Source organism: Zobellella denitrificans, assembly GCF_002407485.1.
Lineage (GTDB): Bacteria > Pseudomonadota > Gammaproteobacteria > Enterobacterales > Aeromonadaceae > Oceanimonas > Oceanimonas denitrificans.
Genome location: NZ_CP012621.1, coordinates 1,128,158 through 1,144,452 on the forward strand (window position 1 = coordinate 1,128,158; position 16,295 = coordinate 1,144,452).

A 16,295-nucleotide genomic window follows, 5' to 3' on the forward strand; every position below is an offset into this window, starting at 1 on the left:
GGCGATTGAATCTTGTGATCCCGCCCCCATATACTGCCCAAGCGCTAACAAATTGCATTCAAGCCGAGAGGACACTATGACCCTAGAGCGTTCCGAACGCATCGAAACCCCCGTCCTGCCTCTCCGTGACGTGGTTGTGTATCCCCATATGGTGATCCCGCTGTTCGTGGGACGGGAAAAATCCATTCGCTGCCTGGAAGCGGCCATGGAGCAGGACAAGAAGGTGCTGCTGATCGCGCAGAAAGATGCGTCCACCGATGATCCTGGGGCCAACGACCTCTACCAGGTGGGTACCGTGGCCAATGTACTGCAACTGCTCAAATTGCCCGACGGCACCGTCAAGGTGCTGGTGGAGGGTGGCCAGCGCGCCCGGCTGGAGCAGCTGCGCGAGCAGGACGGCTACTTCGTGGCCGACGCCCAGTACCTGGCCACCGAGCCGCTGGACGAGCGCGAGCAGGAAGTGCTGGTGCGCTCGGCCATCACCCAGTTTGAAGGCTACATCAAGCTCAACAAGAAGATCCCGCCCGAGGTGCTGACCTCCCTGTCCGCCATCGAGGACGCGGCCCGCCTGGCCGACACCATGGCTGCCCACATGCCGCTCAAGCTGGAAGACAAGCAGAAGGTGCTGGAATTCGCCCAGGTGGGCGAACGCCTCGAGTTCCTGATGGCGATGATGGAGTCGGAGATCGATCTGCTGCAGGTGGAGCGCCGCATCCGCTCCCGCGTCAAGAAGCAGATGGAGAAGAGCCAGCGCGAGTATTACCTCAACGAACAGATGAAGGCCATCCAGAAAGAGCTGGGCGAGCTGGACGAGGTACCCGACGAGTTCGAGGCGCTGCAACAGAAAATCGAAGACGCCGGCATGACCGACGAGGCCCGGCAGAAGGCCGAGGCCGAACTGGCCAAGCTGAAGATGATGTCGCCCATGTCGGCGGAAGCCACCGTGGTGCGCGGCTATATCGACTGGATGATCTCGGTGCCCTGGAAGAAACGCTCCAAGGTGAAGAAGGACCTGGCCAAGGCCGAGGAAATCCTCGACGCCGACCACTACGGCCTGGAGAAGGTCAAGGAGCGCATCATCGAATACCTGGCGGTGCAGAGCCGGATCAACAAGCTGAAAGGTCCCATCCTGTGCCTGGTGGGGCCACCCGGAGTGGGCAAGACCTCCCTCGGCCAGTCCATCGCCAAGGCCACCGGCCGCAAGTACGTGCGCATGGCGCTCGGCGGGGTACGGGACGAGGCGGAAATCCGCGGCCACCGTCGTACCTACATCGGCTCCATGCCCGGCAAGCTTATCCAGAAGATGGCCAAGGTGGGGGTACGCAACCCGCTGTTCCTGCTGGACGAGATCGACAAGATGTCCTCCGACATGCGCGGCGATCCGGCCTCGGCCCTGCTGGAGGTGCTGGATCCGGAGCAGAACCACAGCTTCAACGACCACTATCTGGAAGTCGACTACGACCTGTCCGATGTGATGTTCGTGGCCACCTCCAACTCCATGCACATTCCAGGGCCCTTGCTGGATCGGATGGAGGTGATCCGGCTGTCCGGCTATACCGAGGACGAGAAGCTCAACATCGCCAAACGCCACCTGCTGTCCAAGCAGATCAGCCGTAACGGCCTGAAGGACGGGGAACTGGTGGTGGAGGATTCGGCCATCCTCGGCATCATCCGTTACTACACCCGGGAAGCCGGGGTGCGCAGCCTGGAGCGGGAAATTTCCAAGCTGTGCCGCAAGGCGGTGAAGGAGATCCTGCTCAACAAGGATCTCAAACAGGTGGTGATCAACCAGGACAACCTGAAAAAGTACCTGGGCGTGCACCGTTTCGACTACGGCAAGGCCGAGGAGCACAACCAGGTGGGGCAGGTGACCGGCCTGGCCTGGACCGAGGTGGGCGGCGATCTGCTCACCATCGAGGTGGCCAACGTGCCCGGCAAGGGCAAGCTCACCTACACCGGCTCGCTCGGCGACGTGATGCAGGAGTCGATCCAGGCGGCGCTCACCGTGGTGCGTTCCCGGGCGGAGAAATGGCGCATCAACGCCGACTTCCACGAGAAGCGCGATATCCATGTACACGTGCCGGAAGGGGCCACGCCCAAGGACGGCCCCAGCGCGGGTATCGCCATGTGCACCGCCCTGGTGTCCAGCCTCACCGGCAACCCGGTGCGGGCCGACGTGGCCATGACCGGCGAGATCACCCTGCGCGGCGAGGTGCTGCCCATCGGTGGCCTCAAGGAGAAACTGCTGGCGGCCCACCGAGGCGGCATCAAGCGGGTGCTGATCCCCAAGGAAAACGAGCGGGACCTGGAGGAAATTCCGGAAAACGTGAAGCAGGATCTGGAGATCCATCCGGTGCGCTGGATAGAAGAAGTGCTGGAACTGGCCCTGGAGCAACCGCCGGAAGGCTTTTCGGTCGTCCAGAGCTAGCTTTTTCACCGCAAGTCACGGTTTCAGGCTTGTCAGCGGCCATGAGTCGCAGTAGCCTTGGGTGGATTTTGTTGGGGGCCCGGCATGGATGATGCCGGCATCGCCCGGAAATAGCCGGCGGCACCATGAAGGCGCCGCCACCAACCAATAATGAATCAAGGTCAGGGTTGCGTTATCCGACCCGTAAAAAAACGACAAGGGGAATGACAGTGAATAAATCTCAACTGATCGACAAAATTGCGGACGGCGCCGACATCACCAAGGCCGCGGCCGGCCGGGCGCTGGATGCCTTCGTTGAAGCGGTAACCGAATCACTGAAGGAAGGGGATCAGGTATCGCTGGTTGGGTTTGGTACCTTTGCCGTGCGTGAGCGCGCCGCCCGCACCGGCCGCAACCCGCAAACCGGCGCCACCATCGAGATCGCCGCGGCCAAGACACCGGGATTCAAGGCCGGTAAAGCGCTGAAAGACGCCGTCAACTAAGCGGCTGCTGTTATCGGACCTCGGGGTCCGGCGGGTCATGATCCGGAAAGGCGCATCCAGTGGTGCGCTTTTTTTTCGGGCAAGACGGCGCAGCCGTCTATCGGGAGTAACGACAACTTATGTTTTTTGAGAAGCTAAGGGCGGGTGCCCAGGGCACCACCTCCAAGATCGTACTGGGGCTGATCATCCTGTCCTTCGCCCTGGCCGGGGTGGGCAGTTATGTCACCCGGCCGGTGGTGGAAGTGGCCGCCGTGGTCAACGGTGACGAGATCAGCGCCCAGGCGCTGGAAAATGCCTACCGCAACGAACGTGCCCGCCTGGAAAGCCAGCTGGGCCCCCAGTTCAACCAACTGCTGGGTGATCCCGCCTATGTGGAGCAGATCCGCCGTTCGGTATTGGAGCAGATGGTGGAGCAGCGCCTGATCGACCAGAAGGTGGCGGAGCTGAAGCTGCGCGCCAGCGACGAGCAGGTGCGCAACGCCATCCGTAACCTGCCGGAGTTCCAGCAGGATGGCCGCTTCAACAACGAGCGCTACCAGCAGCTGCTGGCGCGCAGCGGCATCAGCCCCGAGCAGTTGCGCGACAGCGTGCGCCAGGATCTGAGCCGGCAGATGTTGCTGAGCGCCCTGGTCGGCTCCAGCTTTACCCTGGAAGCCGAGGCCGGCAGGCTGGATCGGCTGAGCCGCCAGCAGCGGGATGCCCAATACGTGCGCCTGCCCCTGAGCGACTTCAGCGAGCGGGCCGAGCCGAGCGACGAGGAGGTGGAAGCCTACTACCGGCAGCAGCCGCAGCAGTTCCAGCGCCCCGAGCAGGTCAGGATCAACTACCTGCTGCTGGATGCGGGCGCCGTTTCCAGCGCCGACATCGACGAGCAGGCCATCGCGGACTACTACCAGGCCAACCTGGCGACCTACAGCCGGCCGGAGCAGCGCAAGGTGGCCCATATCATGGTGAACAAGGGTCGGGATGCCGAGCAGAAGATCCAGGCCATCGCCGAGCGCCTGGCCGCCGGCGAAGCCTTTGCCGAGCTGGCCCGCACCGAGTCGGACGACAGCTTCTCCGGCGCCCGGGGCGGTGAACTGGAGTGGATGGAAGCCGGCACCATGGATCCGGCCTTCGACCAGGCGGCCTTCGCCCTGGCTCAGGTGGGCGACGTTTCCGGGGTGGTCGAGAGCGAGTTCGGCCTGCACCTGATCACCCTGCTGGAGGTCCAGCCCGCCCAGACCCGGCCCCTGGCCGAGGTGCGCGACAGCATCGCCGAGCGACTGGCCCGGGACGAGGCGGCCAACGCCTTCTATGCCCGGGAGCAGCGCCTGGCCGAGCTGGCCTTCGAGTTCCCCGACTCCCTGGACATGGCGGCCCAGGAACTGGGGCTGGAAGTCAAGTCGACCGACTACTTCTCCACCCAGGACGCCCCGGCCGAGATCAATGATCCGCGGGTGCTGACCCAGGCCTTCTCCGAGCGGCTGCGTCAGCAGGGCGTGAACTCGGATCTGATCGAGCTGGGCAGCAACAGGGCCATCGTCATCCACGTGACCGAGTACAGGCCCGCCGCGGTGCGCGACTTCGCCGAGGTGCGCGAGCAGGCGCGGGAACTGGCCTTGGCCGCCAAGGCCCGGGAACTGGCCGCCGAGGCGGCGGACGCCCTGCTGGCCGCCTGGCGCGATGGCGAAGAGCAGGCCTGGCTGGAGCAGCATGGCCTGGCGGTGACCGAGCTGAGCGGCCTGACCCGGGAGAGCGAGGAGGATCCGGCCCTGCTGGATGCCCTGTTTGCCATGCCGGCGCCGACCGAACAGCCCAGCCTGCGCACCCTGGCCCTGGCCGGCGGCGATCAGCTGGTGCTCAGGCTGAACGGGGTGACCACGCCGGAAGACAGCTCCGAACTGCTGGCCCAGATCCGGGAAGGCCAGAGCAGTCTGCTGGGACAGCGGGAATACCAGAGCCTGCTCGCGGCGCTCAAGGCCGCGGGCAAGATCGAGTACCGCCGGCTGAGCTCCCAGACCGACAACTTCTGATCACCAAAAGGCGCTTCGGCGCCTTTTGTCTCATTTTTGAAATATCCCGGCCCCGCGCGCCTTATCCATGTTGCCAATATGTATTTGATTTGATAATACAGTGTGCCCGTCGGCGCGCGTTTTTTTCCGCCGGTATCTCCGCTATGATGCCATCCATGGGGAAAGTGTTATATGCTAAGCAGGTTAACGCAGTCGGAGAACAACTTTGATTAACGTATTCCTGGTTGATGACCATGAGTTAGTGCGCACAGGGATCCGACGCATTCTAGAAGACGTCAAGGGAATGAAGGTGGTAGGCGAGGCCAAGAGCGGCGAAGAAGCCGTGCAATGGTGCCGCGAACAGCACCCCGACGTCGTATTGATGGACATGAACATGCCGGGCATCGGCGGCCTCGAGGCCACCCGCAAAATCTTGCGCTTCAGCCCGGACGTGAAGATCATCGTCCTCACCATCCACACCGAAAACCCGTTTCCCACCAAGGTGATGCAGGCCGGTGCCGCCGGCTACCTGACCAAGGGCGCGGGGCCGGAAGAGATGATCAACGCCATCCGCCTGGTACACAGCGGCCAGCGCTACATCTCGCCGGAAATCGCCCAGCGCATGGCGCTGAGCCAGTTTTCCAACGAGGAAAACCCCTTCAAGCAGCTGTCCGAGCGGGAACTGCAGATCATGCTGATGATCACCAAGGGGCAGCGGGTGACCGATATTTCCGAACAGCTCAACCTGAGCCCGAAAACGGTCAACAGCTACCGCTACCGCCTGTTCAGCAAGCTCAACATCAACGGCGACGTGGAGCTGACCCACCTGGCCATCCGCTACGGCATGCTGGACGCGGAGAAGATCTGACGGCCAATGAGCCAGTCCTTCGATGCCAAGGCCTTCCTCAAGGTAGTGACCGAACAGCCCGGCGTGTATCTGATGCACGATGCCGCCGGGGAGGTCATCTATGTGGGCAAGGCCAAGAACCTGAAGAAACGGCTGTCTTCCTACTTCCGCGCCAATGTCGGCGGGGAGAAGACCCGGGCCCTGGTGCGCCAGATTGCCGAGGTGCAGGTGACGGTGACCCACACCGAGACCGAGGCGCTGATCCTCGAGCACAACCTGATCAAGCAGCACCTGCCCCGCTACAACGTGCTGCTGCGGGACGACAAGTCCTACCCCTATATCCTGATCACCGAGCACCGCCATCCCCGCATCGGCATCCACCGCGGGCCGCGCAAGCACAAGGGCGAATACTTCGGCCCCTATCCCAGCGGCGTGGCGGTGCGCGAGAGCCTGCACCTGATGCAGAAGCTGTTTCCGGTGCGCCAGTGCGAGGACGGCTTCTATGCCAACCGCTCCCGGCCCTGCCTGCAGTACCAGCTCAAACGCTGCGCCGGCCCCTGCGTGGCCGGCCTGGTGAGCGACGAGGAGTACGCCCACCAGGTGCAGCTGGCGCGGCTGTTCCTGCTGGGCAAGAACCAGCAGGTGCTGGCCGACCTGGCGGACAGCATGGAGCAGGCCAGCCGGGAGCTGCGCTTCGAGGATGCGGCCCGTTTCCGGGATCAGCTGCAGGCCCTGCGCCGGGTGCAGGAGCAGCAGTTTGTGAGTGGCAACATCCTGGACGACCTGGACGTGATCGGCCTGGCGCTGGAACGCAGCCTGGCCTGCGTGCAGGTGCTGTTCATCCGCCAGGGCAAGGTGCTGGGCAGCCGCAGCTATTTTCCCAGGATGCCGCCGGACACGGACGCGGAAGAAATACTGCAGAGCTTTGTGCTGCAGTTTTATCTTTCCGGCATCGGCGGCCGGGAGGCCCCCGCCGAGATCCTGCTCGACCGGACCCTGCCCGATGAAGAAGTGCTGAGCGACACCCTGAGCCAGCATTATGGCCGCAAGGTCAAGCTGCGCAGCCGCCTGCGCGCCGAGCGGGCGCGCTTTATCAGGCTGGCCCGGACCAACGCCCAGACGGCGCTCGCCAGCCGGCTGGCCCACAAGAGCACCCTGCGCCAGCGCCTGGAGCAACTGGAAGAGGTGCTGGCCTGCGGCCCCGTCGGCCGCCTGGAGTGTTTCGACATCTCCCATACCATGGGCGAGAAGACGGTGGCCTCCTGCGTGGTGTTCGATCGGGAAGGCCCCCAGAAGAGCGAATACCGCCGCTTCAACATCGCGGGCATCACCCCCGGCGACGATTACGCCGCCATGGAGCAGGCCCTGAGCCGGCGCTTTCACCAGGCCGATGCCGACAAGCTGCCCGATATCCTGTTTATCGACGGCGGCCTGGGACAACTGGCCCGGGCCGAGGAAGTGGTGGCCCGGGAGCTGGCCGACAGCCCGCGCAAGCCCTTGCTGGTGGGCGTGGCCAAGGGCGTGACCCGCAAGCCGGGGCTGGAGACGCTCGTCATGGGCGGCAGCCACGAAGAGCGGCACCTGCCCGCCGATCTGCCGGCGCTGCACCTGATCCAGCACATCCGGGACGAGTCCCACCGCTTCGCCATTACCGGCCACCGCGCCCAGCGCGGCAAGGCGCGCACCACCAGCAGCCTGGAGAGCATCCCCGGCATCGGGGCCAAGCGCCGCCAGGCGCTGCTGAAATACCTGGGCGGCATCCAGGAGGTGAAGCGGGCCAGCGTGGACGAGCTGGCCAAGGTACCGGGCATCAGCCTGGCCCTGGCAGAAAAAATACATGATGCGTTGCATCACTGAGGCGCATCATGCACCATGTAACGGCATCACTCCATGGCTTGAATAACAATGATAAACGTCCCTAATTCCCTGACATTTTTCCGTATCCTGCTGATCCCGGTATTCATAGTGCTGTTCTACCTGCCGTTCCACTGGGCCTACTTCTGGGCGGCGGCGGTGTTCACCCTGGCGGCGGTGACCGACTGGTTCGACGGCTTCCTGGCCCGCCAGCTGGAGCAGAGCACGCCCTTCGGCGCCTTCCTCGATCCGGTGGCCGACAAGGTGATGGTGGCCGCCGCCCTGGTACTGATCGTGGAAGACTACAGCAGCCCCCTGGTCACCATTCCCGCCATGATCATGATAGGGCGGGAGATCATCATCTCGGCCCTGCGCGAATGGATGGCGGAAATCGGCCAGCGCTCCCGGGTGGCGGTGAGCTGGATCGGCAAGTGGAAGACCACCATCCAGATGCTGGCCCTGATCGGCCTGATCTGGCAGCAGAGCATCTACATGATTTGGGGCAGCTATGTGCTGCTGTACGCGGCCACCGGCCTGACCCTGTTCTCCGCCTACGACTATCTCAGGGCGGCCTGGACCGATCTCACCCGGCAAGGCTGAGCGCCTGCCGGCGACAGTCCGCCTGCCGGACAGGCACCGAGGCGTGAAAAACGGGCCTTGCGCATAAAAAGTGTGCGAACGGACCCAAAAAACCAGATACCAGTTGACTGGCAGGCCCCGGCCATTAGAATGCTCAGGCATCAGAACAACCTCTTTCGGCGCGTTAGCAAAGCGGTTATGCAGCGGATTGCAAATCCGTTTAGAGCGGTTCGACTCCGCTACGCGCCTCCATCTCCTCCTCGAGTTCGTCTACTGCCCGGATGGTGAAATCGGTAGACACAAGGGATTTAAAATCCCTCGCTGGTAACAGCGTGCCGGTTCAAGTCCGGCTCCGGGCACCATTGAAAATCAAGCAGTTACCAAATCATCTGATCATGTATCCTTGCGCTGCCTGTCTGAGTCAGGCTCCGCCAGGCACTCATCCAGCCGCCGGTACAGGGCCTGCAGCTCGCCATACACCTTCTGGGTGCGGGCGCCGGTGGGGGGCAGGGGCGCGAAGTCGTGGTCGCCCAGGCCCCAGGCGTCTTCCCGGGCCAGGCTTATCCGGCTGAAGCCGTAGGTGGTGCCGTTATGGTGGGCCAGGGCGCTGAGCTGAAAGCGAATGCGGTACTGGCTCGGGATAATGCCCCATCGGCTGCCGGCGGCGGCAATCTCGCCGCCGGCATTGAGCACGTCTTGCCCCAGGAACTGGATCACCTCGGTGTCTTCCCCGGCCGGCGGGATCAGTTCGGTGAGGCAGTGCCGGGCCCGGGCGGGGACAAAGGCGCGCTCCGACAGGAAGGAGATGCTCTCGAGCCGGGGCGGTTGGGTCCGGCTGACGGCGATGCCCGGCGTGGTGGACGAAACGCGCCCCTGCTGACCGCCCGGGGAGAAAGGCAGCTCCAGGGCGGCGCAGCCGGTGAGCAGCAGTATCGGCAACAAGAGGCTGGCCTTGGTCATGGTGTTCTCGGTGGTGGCTACAAAGCCTTATTGTGGTACCCGCCCCGGCCGGGCACAACGGCCTGTTGTACTCCGGCGGCGGCGCTGCGCCAAAGGCTGACCGGGCGGGAAAAGTGATTATTTTGGCGGCGCCAGATTCCAACCGGCCACGGCTCGGGCTATCATTGAGATATAGTTTCAACACCGGATCAATCCATCACTTATGCGACTTTTAAACGGATTTTCTGCTTCAGCCCTGCTTTTGGCCGCTTTAGTGAATCCCGCCCCGGCTGCCGCCGACCTCTATCACGGCAGCATCGACAACGTGCTGGCCGCCTACGGCCCCCTGGCCGAAATCCGTATGCGGCCGCATTTCATGCGGGCCGAGGTGAGCTACCCGCCCAAAGAAATCGTGCTGCTGGCCACCAAGGAAGAAAAGGAACTCGAGCTGTGGGCCCGCAACGAGGGTGACTTCAGGTTCATCCGCAGCTATCCCATCCGCAAGGCGAGCGGCGGCCCCGGCCCCAAGCTCAGGGAAGGGGACAAACAGGTGCCCGAGGGCATCTACCGCATCACCCACCTCAACCCCAACAGCCAGTTCCATCTGTCCATGGGGCTGAACTACCCCAACTCCTTCGACCTGGTCCGTGCCCGCAAAGAGGGCCGCACCAACCTGGGGGGCAGCATCTTTATCCACGGCAAGGCCGAGTCCACCGGTTGCCTGGCCATCGGCGACATCGCCATCGAGGAGCTGTTCGTGCTGGTGAACACCATCGGCACCGAGCAGGCGTCGGTGATCATCGCTCCCCATGATCCGCGCCGCCGGCCCCTGGACGGCTTCGCCTCCCACCTGCCCCTGTGGGCGGTGGAGCTGTACGCGGACATCTCCCGCGAGTTCGCCCGTTTTCCCAGGAACGATATCTGAATTCCGGGGCCGGCAATCGCCGGCCCCGGCCCTCTTCCGGCAGCCTTGTCATCCCTTTTTGCCCACCTTTTGCACTCGGGCTCACATAAGCGCCAAAAAGTCCCGATTTTCTCTCCGGTCATCTTGTGGTTACTACTTAAGTGGTGCCTAATGGTGCCCTTTCCGGCGGTTTTCAGAGGCCAAGCATGTTTTCCACCAAAGTAAAGAAGCGGGTGCTGCAACTGGAGCAGCAGTTGGCGGCCCAGGTCGCCGACTATGAAACGCGGCTGTCGGCCAAGGAGAGTCAGCTTACGGCCCTGAAAACCGAGCTGGCGGGGCTCAAGGCCGAAAACCGGCTGGCCCATCAACTGGTGCAGGTGGTGCTGCAGGGTGCCGAGATGCTGTCCGCCATCCGCGAGGGCATGGTGTCCAACGCCGAGGCGCTGCTGGGCGAGCGGGAAAAGCTGACCGAGATGGAAGGCGTCTTTGCCCACACCTACCAGGCGACCGATGTGCTCAAGCAGCGCGCCGTGGCGATCAACACCGAGGTGGGGCACAGCGCCGAGAGCGCGGCGGTACTGACCGACACCGCCGGCAGGATCAGCAACTTCGTGTCGGTGATCCAGGAAATTTCGGAGCAGACCAACCTGCTGGCGCTCAACGCCGCCATTGAGGCGGCCCGGGCCGGCGAGCAGGGGCGGGGCTTCGCGGTGGTGGCCGACGAGGTACGCACCCTGGCGGGCAAGGCCCACGAGGCCAGCGGCAATATCAACAAGCTGGTGCAGCAGGTGCTGGAGCAGAGCAAGGCCATCAACAGCATGGTCAGCCAGTCGCTGGAGAGCACCGACGAGATCTCCGCCTCCGCCCAGCAGATCGACGAGGTCACCCGCGAGGTGCTGACCCATGCCGAGGGCATGCGGCTGGTGATCCAGCGCAACGCCGCCACCGCCTTTCTGGAGGCGGTAAAGCTGGACCATGCGGTATGGAAGACCGATATCTACCAGCGCATCGAGCAACGCCAGTTCGGCCAGGGCGTGAGCAGCCATACCGAGTGCCGGCTGGGCAAGTGGTACTACGAGGGGCGCGGCGCCCGTCTGTACAGCCACCTGCCGGCATTCAAGAGCCTGGAAGCCTGCCACAAGCGGGTGCACGGCGAGGGGGCCAGGGCGCTGCAGGCCTTTGCCGCCGGCAATCAGCAACAGGGGCTGGACTGCCTGCAGGCGATGGAAAGCGCCAGCATGGAGGTGACGCGGGCCCTGGCTTCCCTGGAGCGGGAAGTGCTGAGCTAGTTGTTTTTCAGCGCCTTGAGCCGGGCGTAGAGGGTGGTGCGGCTCAGCCCCAGGCGGCGGGCGGCGGCGCTGACGTTGCCGCCGCACTCGTCCAGGGTCTGCGTTATCAATCTGTCGGCATGGGATTTTAAATCCCCCGTGGCCGGGGCGGCCTTGGCATTCCCCTCGAAATTCGGCAACTCGGGCAACTGGGCCGGGGTGATGCGGCCGCCGTCGGCCAGCACCGCCGCCACTTCCAGCACCTGTTTCAGCTGGCGGACATTGCCCGGCCAGCTGTAGTCGCCGAGCCGGGCCAGGGCGGCCTCATCCAGCGTGACCTCTTCCTCCAGCTCCGCCAGCAGCTCCTGCACCAGCCGCACGAAGTCGTCGTGTTCATAGTCCCGCAGCGGCGGCAGGCGCAGCGAAAAACCGTTCATCCGAAAGTACAGATCCTGGCGAAAACCGCCCTCCGCCACCATGGCGGCCAGGTCCCGGTGGCTGGCCGCCACCAGCTGAAAGTCCACCGGCTCGGGGCTGTGGCTGCCGAGCGGGGTCACCGCCTTTTCCTGCAATACCCGCAGCAGCCGGGTCTGGGCCGCCAGCGGCAGCTCGCCGATCTCGTCCAGGAACAGGATGCCGCCCTGGGCGGCGCGGATATAGCCGGGGCGGCCCTGACGGCTGCCGCCGGTGAAGGCGCCGGGAAGGTAGCCGAACAGCTCGGCTTCGAGCAGCTCGGCGGGCAGGGCACCGCAGTTCACCGCCACCAGCGGCCCCCGGGCACGGCCGCTCTGGCGGTGCAGGCGGCGCACCAGGTGATCCTTGCCGGTGCCGGTTTCGCCCTGGATCAGCAGCGGAATGCAACGGGCCATCAGCTTGAGGGCGGTGGCTTCCAGGCCGGAACTCGCCACCGGCTCGGGGCGGGAAGCCGGGCGTCGCCCGGGCTGGCGGCTCAGCAGGGCCAGCCCCGAGCCGACGGGGGTGAGTTCGCCCTGGCGCAAATCGTTCAGCATGGCGGGGATGTCCAGCTCCGGCAGCCAGTGGCGGGCGCTGCGGTTGGCGCCCAGCAACTGGCCGTCTTCCCGCAGGGCGATGATGCCGGACCAGGGCTGTTGCAGGCTGCCCGCATCCGGGGCCAGGCTCAGGATCCAGTGGGTGTCGCTGTGGTTCATCACCAGGGCGTTTTCCACCGACAGGGCCAGCAACCGGGCGGTGAGCAGCATGTCCTGGCAGTGCTCGCCGGCCTCGCTGGAGATGTCGATCACCCCCAGCAGCTCGCCGCTCGGCGACAGCACCGGGCTGGCGCTGCAGCTGATGCCCTGGTTGGCGGCCAGAAAATGCTGACTGCCCAGGATGCAGACTTCCTTTTGCTCGCTCAGGGCGGTGCCGATGGCATTGGTGCCCATGCTCTGCTCATGCCAGCTGGCGCCGCTGGCCAGGGCCATCTTCTGGGCCCTGCTGCCAAAGTGGGGATCGCCGCTGGTAAAGAGGATGGTGCCCTCGGCATCGGAGAAGATCAGGCGGCAGTGGCGGCCCTGCTGCAGTTGCTCGAACAGCGGCAGGCTGTGGCGCAGGTAGCGCAGCAGCAACTCATGCTGCTGCTGTTTCTGGTTCAGGGCCGAGGGCGCCAGGCAGCGGGGATCGGTGCGGCCGGCCCGGAGCAGGCCGTAGTCGCGGCTGCGTTGCCATGAACGTTCAAGTAAAGCCAGATCCTGGGGCTGAGTAAGCACTGTGCTGATGGTCATGATCCCTGCCTGTTAAGAAACTGAACACCTGTACTGAACACCCTGTCCAGACCCTGGACAAGGCAAGCTGCCAACCGGGGAGCGGACTCCCTTAGGTTAGTCTTTCGAAGGCCCGATTGTAACGACTTTTTAACCTTGTTTACTTGATCTGCTACAACTGGCACCGACCTTGCACTTACCTTCTTGCAAACGCCGACTGGCGTCAACGTCAACCGAGATTACCCGCAAGGAGAGCCGTGATGATTTATCAGCAACCAGGACAAGCCGGAGCCGTGGTCAACTTCAAGGCCCGCTACCAGAACTTTATCGGCGGTCAGTGGCGCGAGCCGGTGAATGGCCGCTACATGGAAAACGTCTCGCCGGTGAACGGTGCCGTGTTCTGCGAGGTGCCCCGCTCCGATGCCCAGGATATCGATCTGGCGGTGCAGGCGGCCCAACAGGCCTTCGTGACCTGGAGCAAAACCGCCGTGGCGGAGCGGGCCAACATCATGCTGCGCATCGCCGATCGCATCGAGCAGAACCGCGAGCTGCTGGCGGTGGCGGAAACCTGGGACAACGGCAAGGCGGTGCGTGAAACCCTGGCCGCCGACATCCCGCTGGTGGTGGATCACTTCCGCTACTTCGCCGGCGCCATCCGCGCCCAGGAAGGCACCGCCGCCGAGCTGGACGCCAGCACCGCCTCCTATCACTTCCACGAGCCGGTGGGCGTGGTGGGGCAGATCATCCCCTGGAACTTCCCGCTGCTGATGGCGGCCTGGAAACTGGCGCCGGTGCTGGCCTCGGGCTGCTGCACCGTGTTGAAGCCCGCCGAGCAGACCCCGGCCTCCATCCTGGTGATGATGGAGCTGATTGGCGACCTGCTGCCCCCCGGCGTGATCAACGTGGTCAACGGCCTGGGCCGGGAAGCGGGCGAGGCCATACTGCGTCACCCGGGCATTGCCAAGCTGGCCTTTACCGGCTCCACCCCGGTCGGCATCCATATCCTCAAGGCGGCGGCCGAGCGGCTGATCCCCTCCACCGTGGAGCTGGGCGGCAAGTCCCCCAACATCTTCTTCGAAGACGTGATGCGCTACGAGCCGGAGTTCGTCGACAAGTGCATCGAGGGCATGCTGCTCACCTTCTTCAACCAGGGCGAGGTCTGCACCTGCCCGTCCCGGGCCCTGGTGCAGGACAGCATCTTCGACGACTTTATGGAGCGGGTGCTGGTGCGCGGTCGCCAGATCAAGCAGGGCAACCCGCTGGATACCGAGACCCAGGTCGGCGCCCAGGCGTCCCAGGAACAGTTCGACAAGATCCTGAGCTACATGCAGATCGGCCGGGACGAAGGCGCCCGGATGCTGCTCGGCGGACAGGCCAACCGCATCAGCGGCCTGGAGAACGGCTTCTATATCCAGCCCACCATCTTCCAGGGCGACAACAAGATGCGGGTGTTCCAGGAAGAGATCTTCGGTCCGGCGGTGGGGGTGACCCGCTTCAAGGACGAGGCCGAGGCCCTGGCCATCGCCAACGACACCGAGTTCGGCCTGGGCGCCGGCGTCTGGACCCGGGACGTGAACCGCGCCTACCGCATGGCCCGGGGCATCCAGGCCGGGCGGATCTGGATGAACTGCTACCACGCCTATCCGGCCCACGCCGCCTTCGGCGGTTACAAGAAGTCCGGCATCGGCCGCGAAACCCACAAGATGATGCTGGATCACTACCAGCTGACCAAGAACCTGCTGGTGAGCTACGACAGCAACCCGCTCGGTTTCTTCTGATAACAGGTACTGCCGCGGTAATGCAGAACAGTCAAGAGGGGCAGGCTGTTGCCTAAGCCAACCGTCGATGGCAGGGGGCGCGAAGCGCCTAGCACCGCCGCTAGCATCGCGAAGCGATGATACGGCGGTTACCGCGACACCGCCATCGTCGAGCATACAGGGATGTACTTGCTGCGTGTTGGCGTGGCGATAGCCTGGCCCGAGCATTAGCAGTGCCGGACCCATTTCAAGAGCACGGTTTTTATCCGGTCGCAGGGGAGAGGCGGCCACACACTCAACCTGGAATAACTCATAGGGAAGCATCATGACTACAGCAACTTTCTATATGCCCTCCGTCAACCTGATCGGCGCCGGCGCGGTGGAACAGGCGGTCACCAAACTGAGCCAGTCCGGATTCCGCCACGCCCTGATCGTCACCGACAAGCCCCTGGTGGAGCTGGGCTATGCCGGCCAGCTGCAGCAGGCCCTGGCGGCCCAGGATATCCAGGCCAGCGTCTTCGACCAGGTACAGGCCAACCCCACCACCGGCAACGTGGAGGCGGGGCTCGAACTGCTGCGGCAGAAAGGCTGCGACTCGGTGATCTCCCTCGGCGGCGGCTCGCCCCACGACTGCGCCAAGGCCATCGCCCTGGTGGCCAGCAACGGCGGCGACATCCGCGACTACGAAGGGGTGGACAAGTCCGCCAAGCCGCAACTGCCGCTGGTGGCCATCAACACCACCGCCGGCACCGCCTCGGAAATCACCCGCTTCTGCATCATTACCGACGAGCACACCCACATCAAGATGGCCATCGTCGACAAGCACGTCACCCCCGTCATGTCGGTCAACGATCCCGAACTGATGAAGAAGATGCCCAAGTCGCTGACCGCGGCCACCGGCATGGACGCCCTCACCCATGCGGTGGAGGCCTATGTGTCCACCGCCGCCAACCCCATCACCGACGCCTGCGCGCTGAAGGCGGTGACCCTGATCAGCCAAAACCTGGCCCGGGCGGTGGCGGACGGCAGCGACATGGCGGCCCGCAACCAGATGGCCTACGCCCAGCTGCTGGCGGGCATGGCCTTCAACAATGCTTCGCTGGGCTATGTGCACGCCATGGCGCACCAGCTGGGCGGTTTCTACGACCTGCCCCACGGGGTCTGCAACGCCATACTGCTGCCCCATGTGCAGCGTTTCAACAGCCGCGCCGCCGGCGCCCGGCTGAAGGACATCGCCGCCGCCCTGGGCCAGGACGTGGATTACCTGACCGATGAGGAAGGTGCCGACCGCGCCATCCAGGCCATAGTGGCCCTGGCGGAGCAGGTGGGCATTCCCGCCGGCCTGGCCGGCCTCGGGGTGAAGGAGGAGGACTTCCCGGTGCTGGCCAGCAACGCCATGAAGGACGCCTGCGGCCTGACCAACCCGATACAACCCAGCCATGAGGAAGTGGTCGCCATCTTCCGCGCCGCCTACTGAGGTGAGCTCTGCCTCTTGCCAGTGGAAAGGAGGCGGCCACTGAAT

General features: G+C 64.4%; 12 protein-coding genes, 2 tRNA genes and 1 pseudogene. 13 read left to right on the forward strand and 2 right to left on the reverse strand.

All coding sequences use genetic code 11. From position 1 onward, the window contains the following. Positions 1–76 precede the first annotated feature (76 nt). From lon to AN401_RS05485, 8 genes are all read left to right on the forward strand, one after another. Positions 77–2,428, forward strand: coding sequence for an endopeptidase La (lon, locus tag AN401_RS05450; RefSeq protein ID WP_094040430.1), 2,352 nt, complete (start codon positions 77–79; stop codon positions 2,426–2,428). 125 nt (positions 2,429–2,553) lie between these two features. Continuing rightward, positions 2,554–2,910, forward strand: a complete 357-nt coding sequence (gene hupB, locus AN401_RS05455; RefSeq protein WP_269769026.1) for a nucleoid-associated protein HU-beta — start codon at positions 2,554–2,556, stop codon at positions 2,908–2,910. A gap of 119 nt (positions 2,911–3,029) precedes the next feature. Further along, entirely contained in the window at positions 3,030–4,925 is a 1,896-nt protein-coding gene (locus AN401_RS05460; protein ID WP_096778722.1) for a SurA N-terminal domain-containing protein, read from the forward strand. A gap of 205 nt (positions 4,926–5,130) precedes the next feature. Next, positions 5,131–5,772 carry a UvrY/SirA/GacA family response regulator transcription factor gene (gene uvrY / locus AN401_RS05465; protein ID WP_094041281.1) on the forward strand — a complete coding sequence of 214 codons (642 nt, stop codon included), beginning with the start codon at positions 5,131–5,133 and terminating at the stop codon, positions 5,770–5,772. Between the two features lie 6 nt (positions 5,773–5,778). Further along, entirely contained in the window at positions 5,779–7,608 is a 1,830-nt protein-coding gene (gene uvrC / locus AN401_RS05470; protein ID WP_096778723.1) for an excinuclease ABC subunit UvrC, read from the forward strand. A 48-nt stretch (positions 7,609–7,656) separates the two neighbouring features. Next, entirely contained in the window at positions 7,657–8,205 is a 549-nt protein-coding gene (pgsA, locus tag AN401_RS05475; RefSeq protein ID WP_094041283.1) for a CDP-diacylglycerol--glycerol-3-phosphate 3-phosphatidyltransferase, read from the forward strand. A 157-nt stretch (positions 8,206–8,362) separates the two neighbouring features. After that, positions 8,363–8,436 (forward strand) — tRNA-Cys (locus tag AN401_RS05480). 23 nt (positions 8,437–8,459) lie between these two features. Beyond that, positions 8,460–8,546 (forward strand) — tRNA-Leu (locus tag AN401_RS05485). A gap of 31 nt (positions 8,547–8,577) precedes the next feature. Here AN401_RS05485 and AN401_RS05490 read toward each other — a convergent pair. Beyond that, entirely contained in the window at positions 8,578–9,144 is a 567-nt protein-coding gene (locus AN401_RS05490) for a hypothetical protein (RefSeq protein WP_096778724.1), read from the reverse strand. A gap of 253 nt (positions 9,145–9,397) precedes the next feature. Here AN401_RS05490 and AN401_RS05495 point away from each other — a divergent pair, with 253 nt between their 5' ends. The 3 genes and pseudogenes from AN401_RS05495 (at position 9,398) to AN401_RS20385 (ending at position 11,316) form a co-directional block, all read left to right on the forward strand. Further along, complete coding sequence (locus tag AN401_RS05495; protein ID WP_232513393.1) at positions 9,398–10,048, forward strand: L,D-transpeptidase family protein; 651 nt, start codon at positions 9,398–9,400, stop codon at positions 10,046–10,048. A 452-nt stretch (positions 10,049–10,500) separates the two neighbouring features. Continuing rightward, positions 10,501–10,908: pseudogene (locus tag AN401_RS20380) on the forward strand (methyl-accepting chemotaxis protein); the annotation flags it as partial. A gap of 33 nt (positions 10,909–10,941) precedes the next feature. After that, positions 10,942–11,316 carry a CZB domain-containing protein gene (locus AN401_RS20385; protein WP_232513438.1) on the forward strand — a complete coding sequence of 125 codons (375 nt, stop codon included), beginning with the start codon at positions 10,942–10,944 and terminating at the stop codon, positions 11,314–11,316. Here the strand turns inward: AN401_RS20385 and AN401_RS05505 are convergent. Continuing rightward, the gene (locus AN401_RS05505; RefSeq protein WP_096778726.1) at positions 11,313–13,037 is read right to left on the reverse strand and encodes a sigma-54-dependent Fis family transcriptional regulator; all 1,725 of its coding nucleotides are present in this window, start codon (positions 13,035–13,037) and stop codon (positions 11,313–11,315) included. The two genes, AN401_RS20385 and AN401_RS05505, sit on opposite strands and share 4 nt — an antisense overlap. Positions 13,038–13,276: 239 nt before the next feature. Here AN401_RS05505 and exaC point away from each other — a divergent pair, with 239 nt between their 5' ends. After that, on the forward strand, positions 13,277–14,794 hold the full coding sequence (exaC, locus tag AN401_RS05510) for an acetaldehyde dehydrogenase ExaC (RefSeq protein ID WP_094040449.1): 1,518 nt from the start codon (positions 13,277–13,279) through the stop codon (positions 14,792–14,794). 304 nt (positions 14,795–15,098) lie between these two features. Then, entirely contained in the window at positions 15,099–16,250 is a 1,152-nt protein-coding gene (gene yiaY / locus AN401_RS05515) for an L-threonine dehydrogenase (RefSeq protein WP_096778727.1), read from the forward strand. Positions 16,251–16,295 lie beyond the last annotated feature (45 nt).

Excerpts from the sequence above, each read along its gene's own strand:
- uvrC (WP_096778723.1), top strand. The coding sequence starts at position 5,779 with ATGAGCCAGTCCTTCGATGCCAAGGCCTTCCTCAAGGTAGTGACCGAA.
- AN401_RS05490 (WP_096778724.1), bottom strand. The coding sequence starts at position 9,144 with ATGACCAAGGCCAGCCTCTTGTTGCCGATACTGCTGCTCACCGGCTGC.
- AN401_RS05460 (WP_096778722.1), top strand. The coding sequence starts at position 3,030 with ATGTTTTTTGAGAAGCTAAGGGCGGGTGCCCAGGGCACCACCTCCAAG.
- lon (WP_094040430.1), top strand. The coding sequence starts at position 77 with ATGACCCTAGAGCGTTCCGAACGCATCGAAACCCCCGTCCTGCCTCTC.
- AN401_RS05505 (WP_096778726.1), bottom strand. The coding sequence starts at position 13,037 with ATGACCATCAGCACAGTGCTTACTCAGCCCCAGGATCTGGCTTTACTT.
- hupB (WP_269769026.1), top strand. The coding sequence starts at position 2,554 with ATGAAGGCGCCGCCACCAACCAATAATGAATCAAGGTCAGGGTTGCGT.
- exaC (WP_094040449.1), top strand. The coding sequence starts at position 13,277 with ATGATTTATCAGCAACCAGGACAAGCCGGAGCCGTGGTCAACTTCAAG.
- AN401_RS20385 (WP_232513438.1), top strand. The coding sequence starts at position 10,942 with ATGCGGCTGGTGATCCAGCGCAACGCCGCCACCGCCTTTCTGGAGGCG.
- yiaY (WP_096778727.1), top strand. The coding sequence starts at position 15,099 with ATGACTACAGCAACTTTCTATATGCCCTCCGTCAACCTGATCGGCGCC.
- pgsA (WP_094041283.1), top strand. The coding sequence starts at position 7,657 with ATGATAAACGTCCCTAATTCCCTGACATTTTTCCGTATCCTGCTGATC.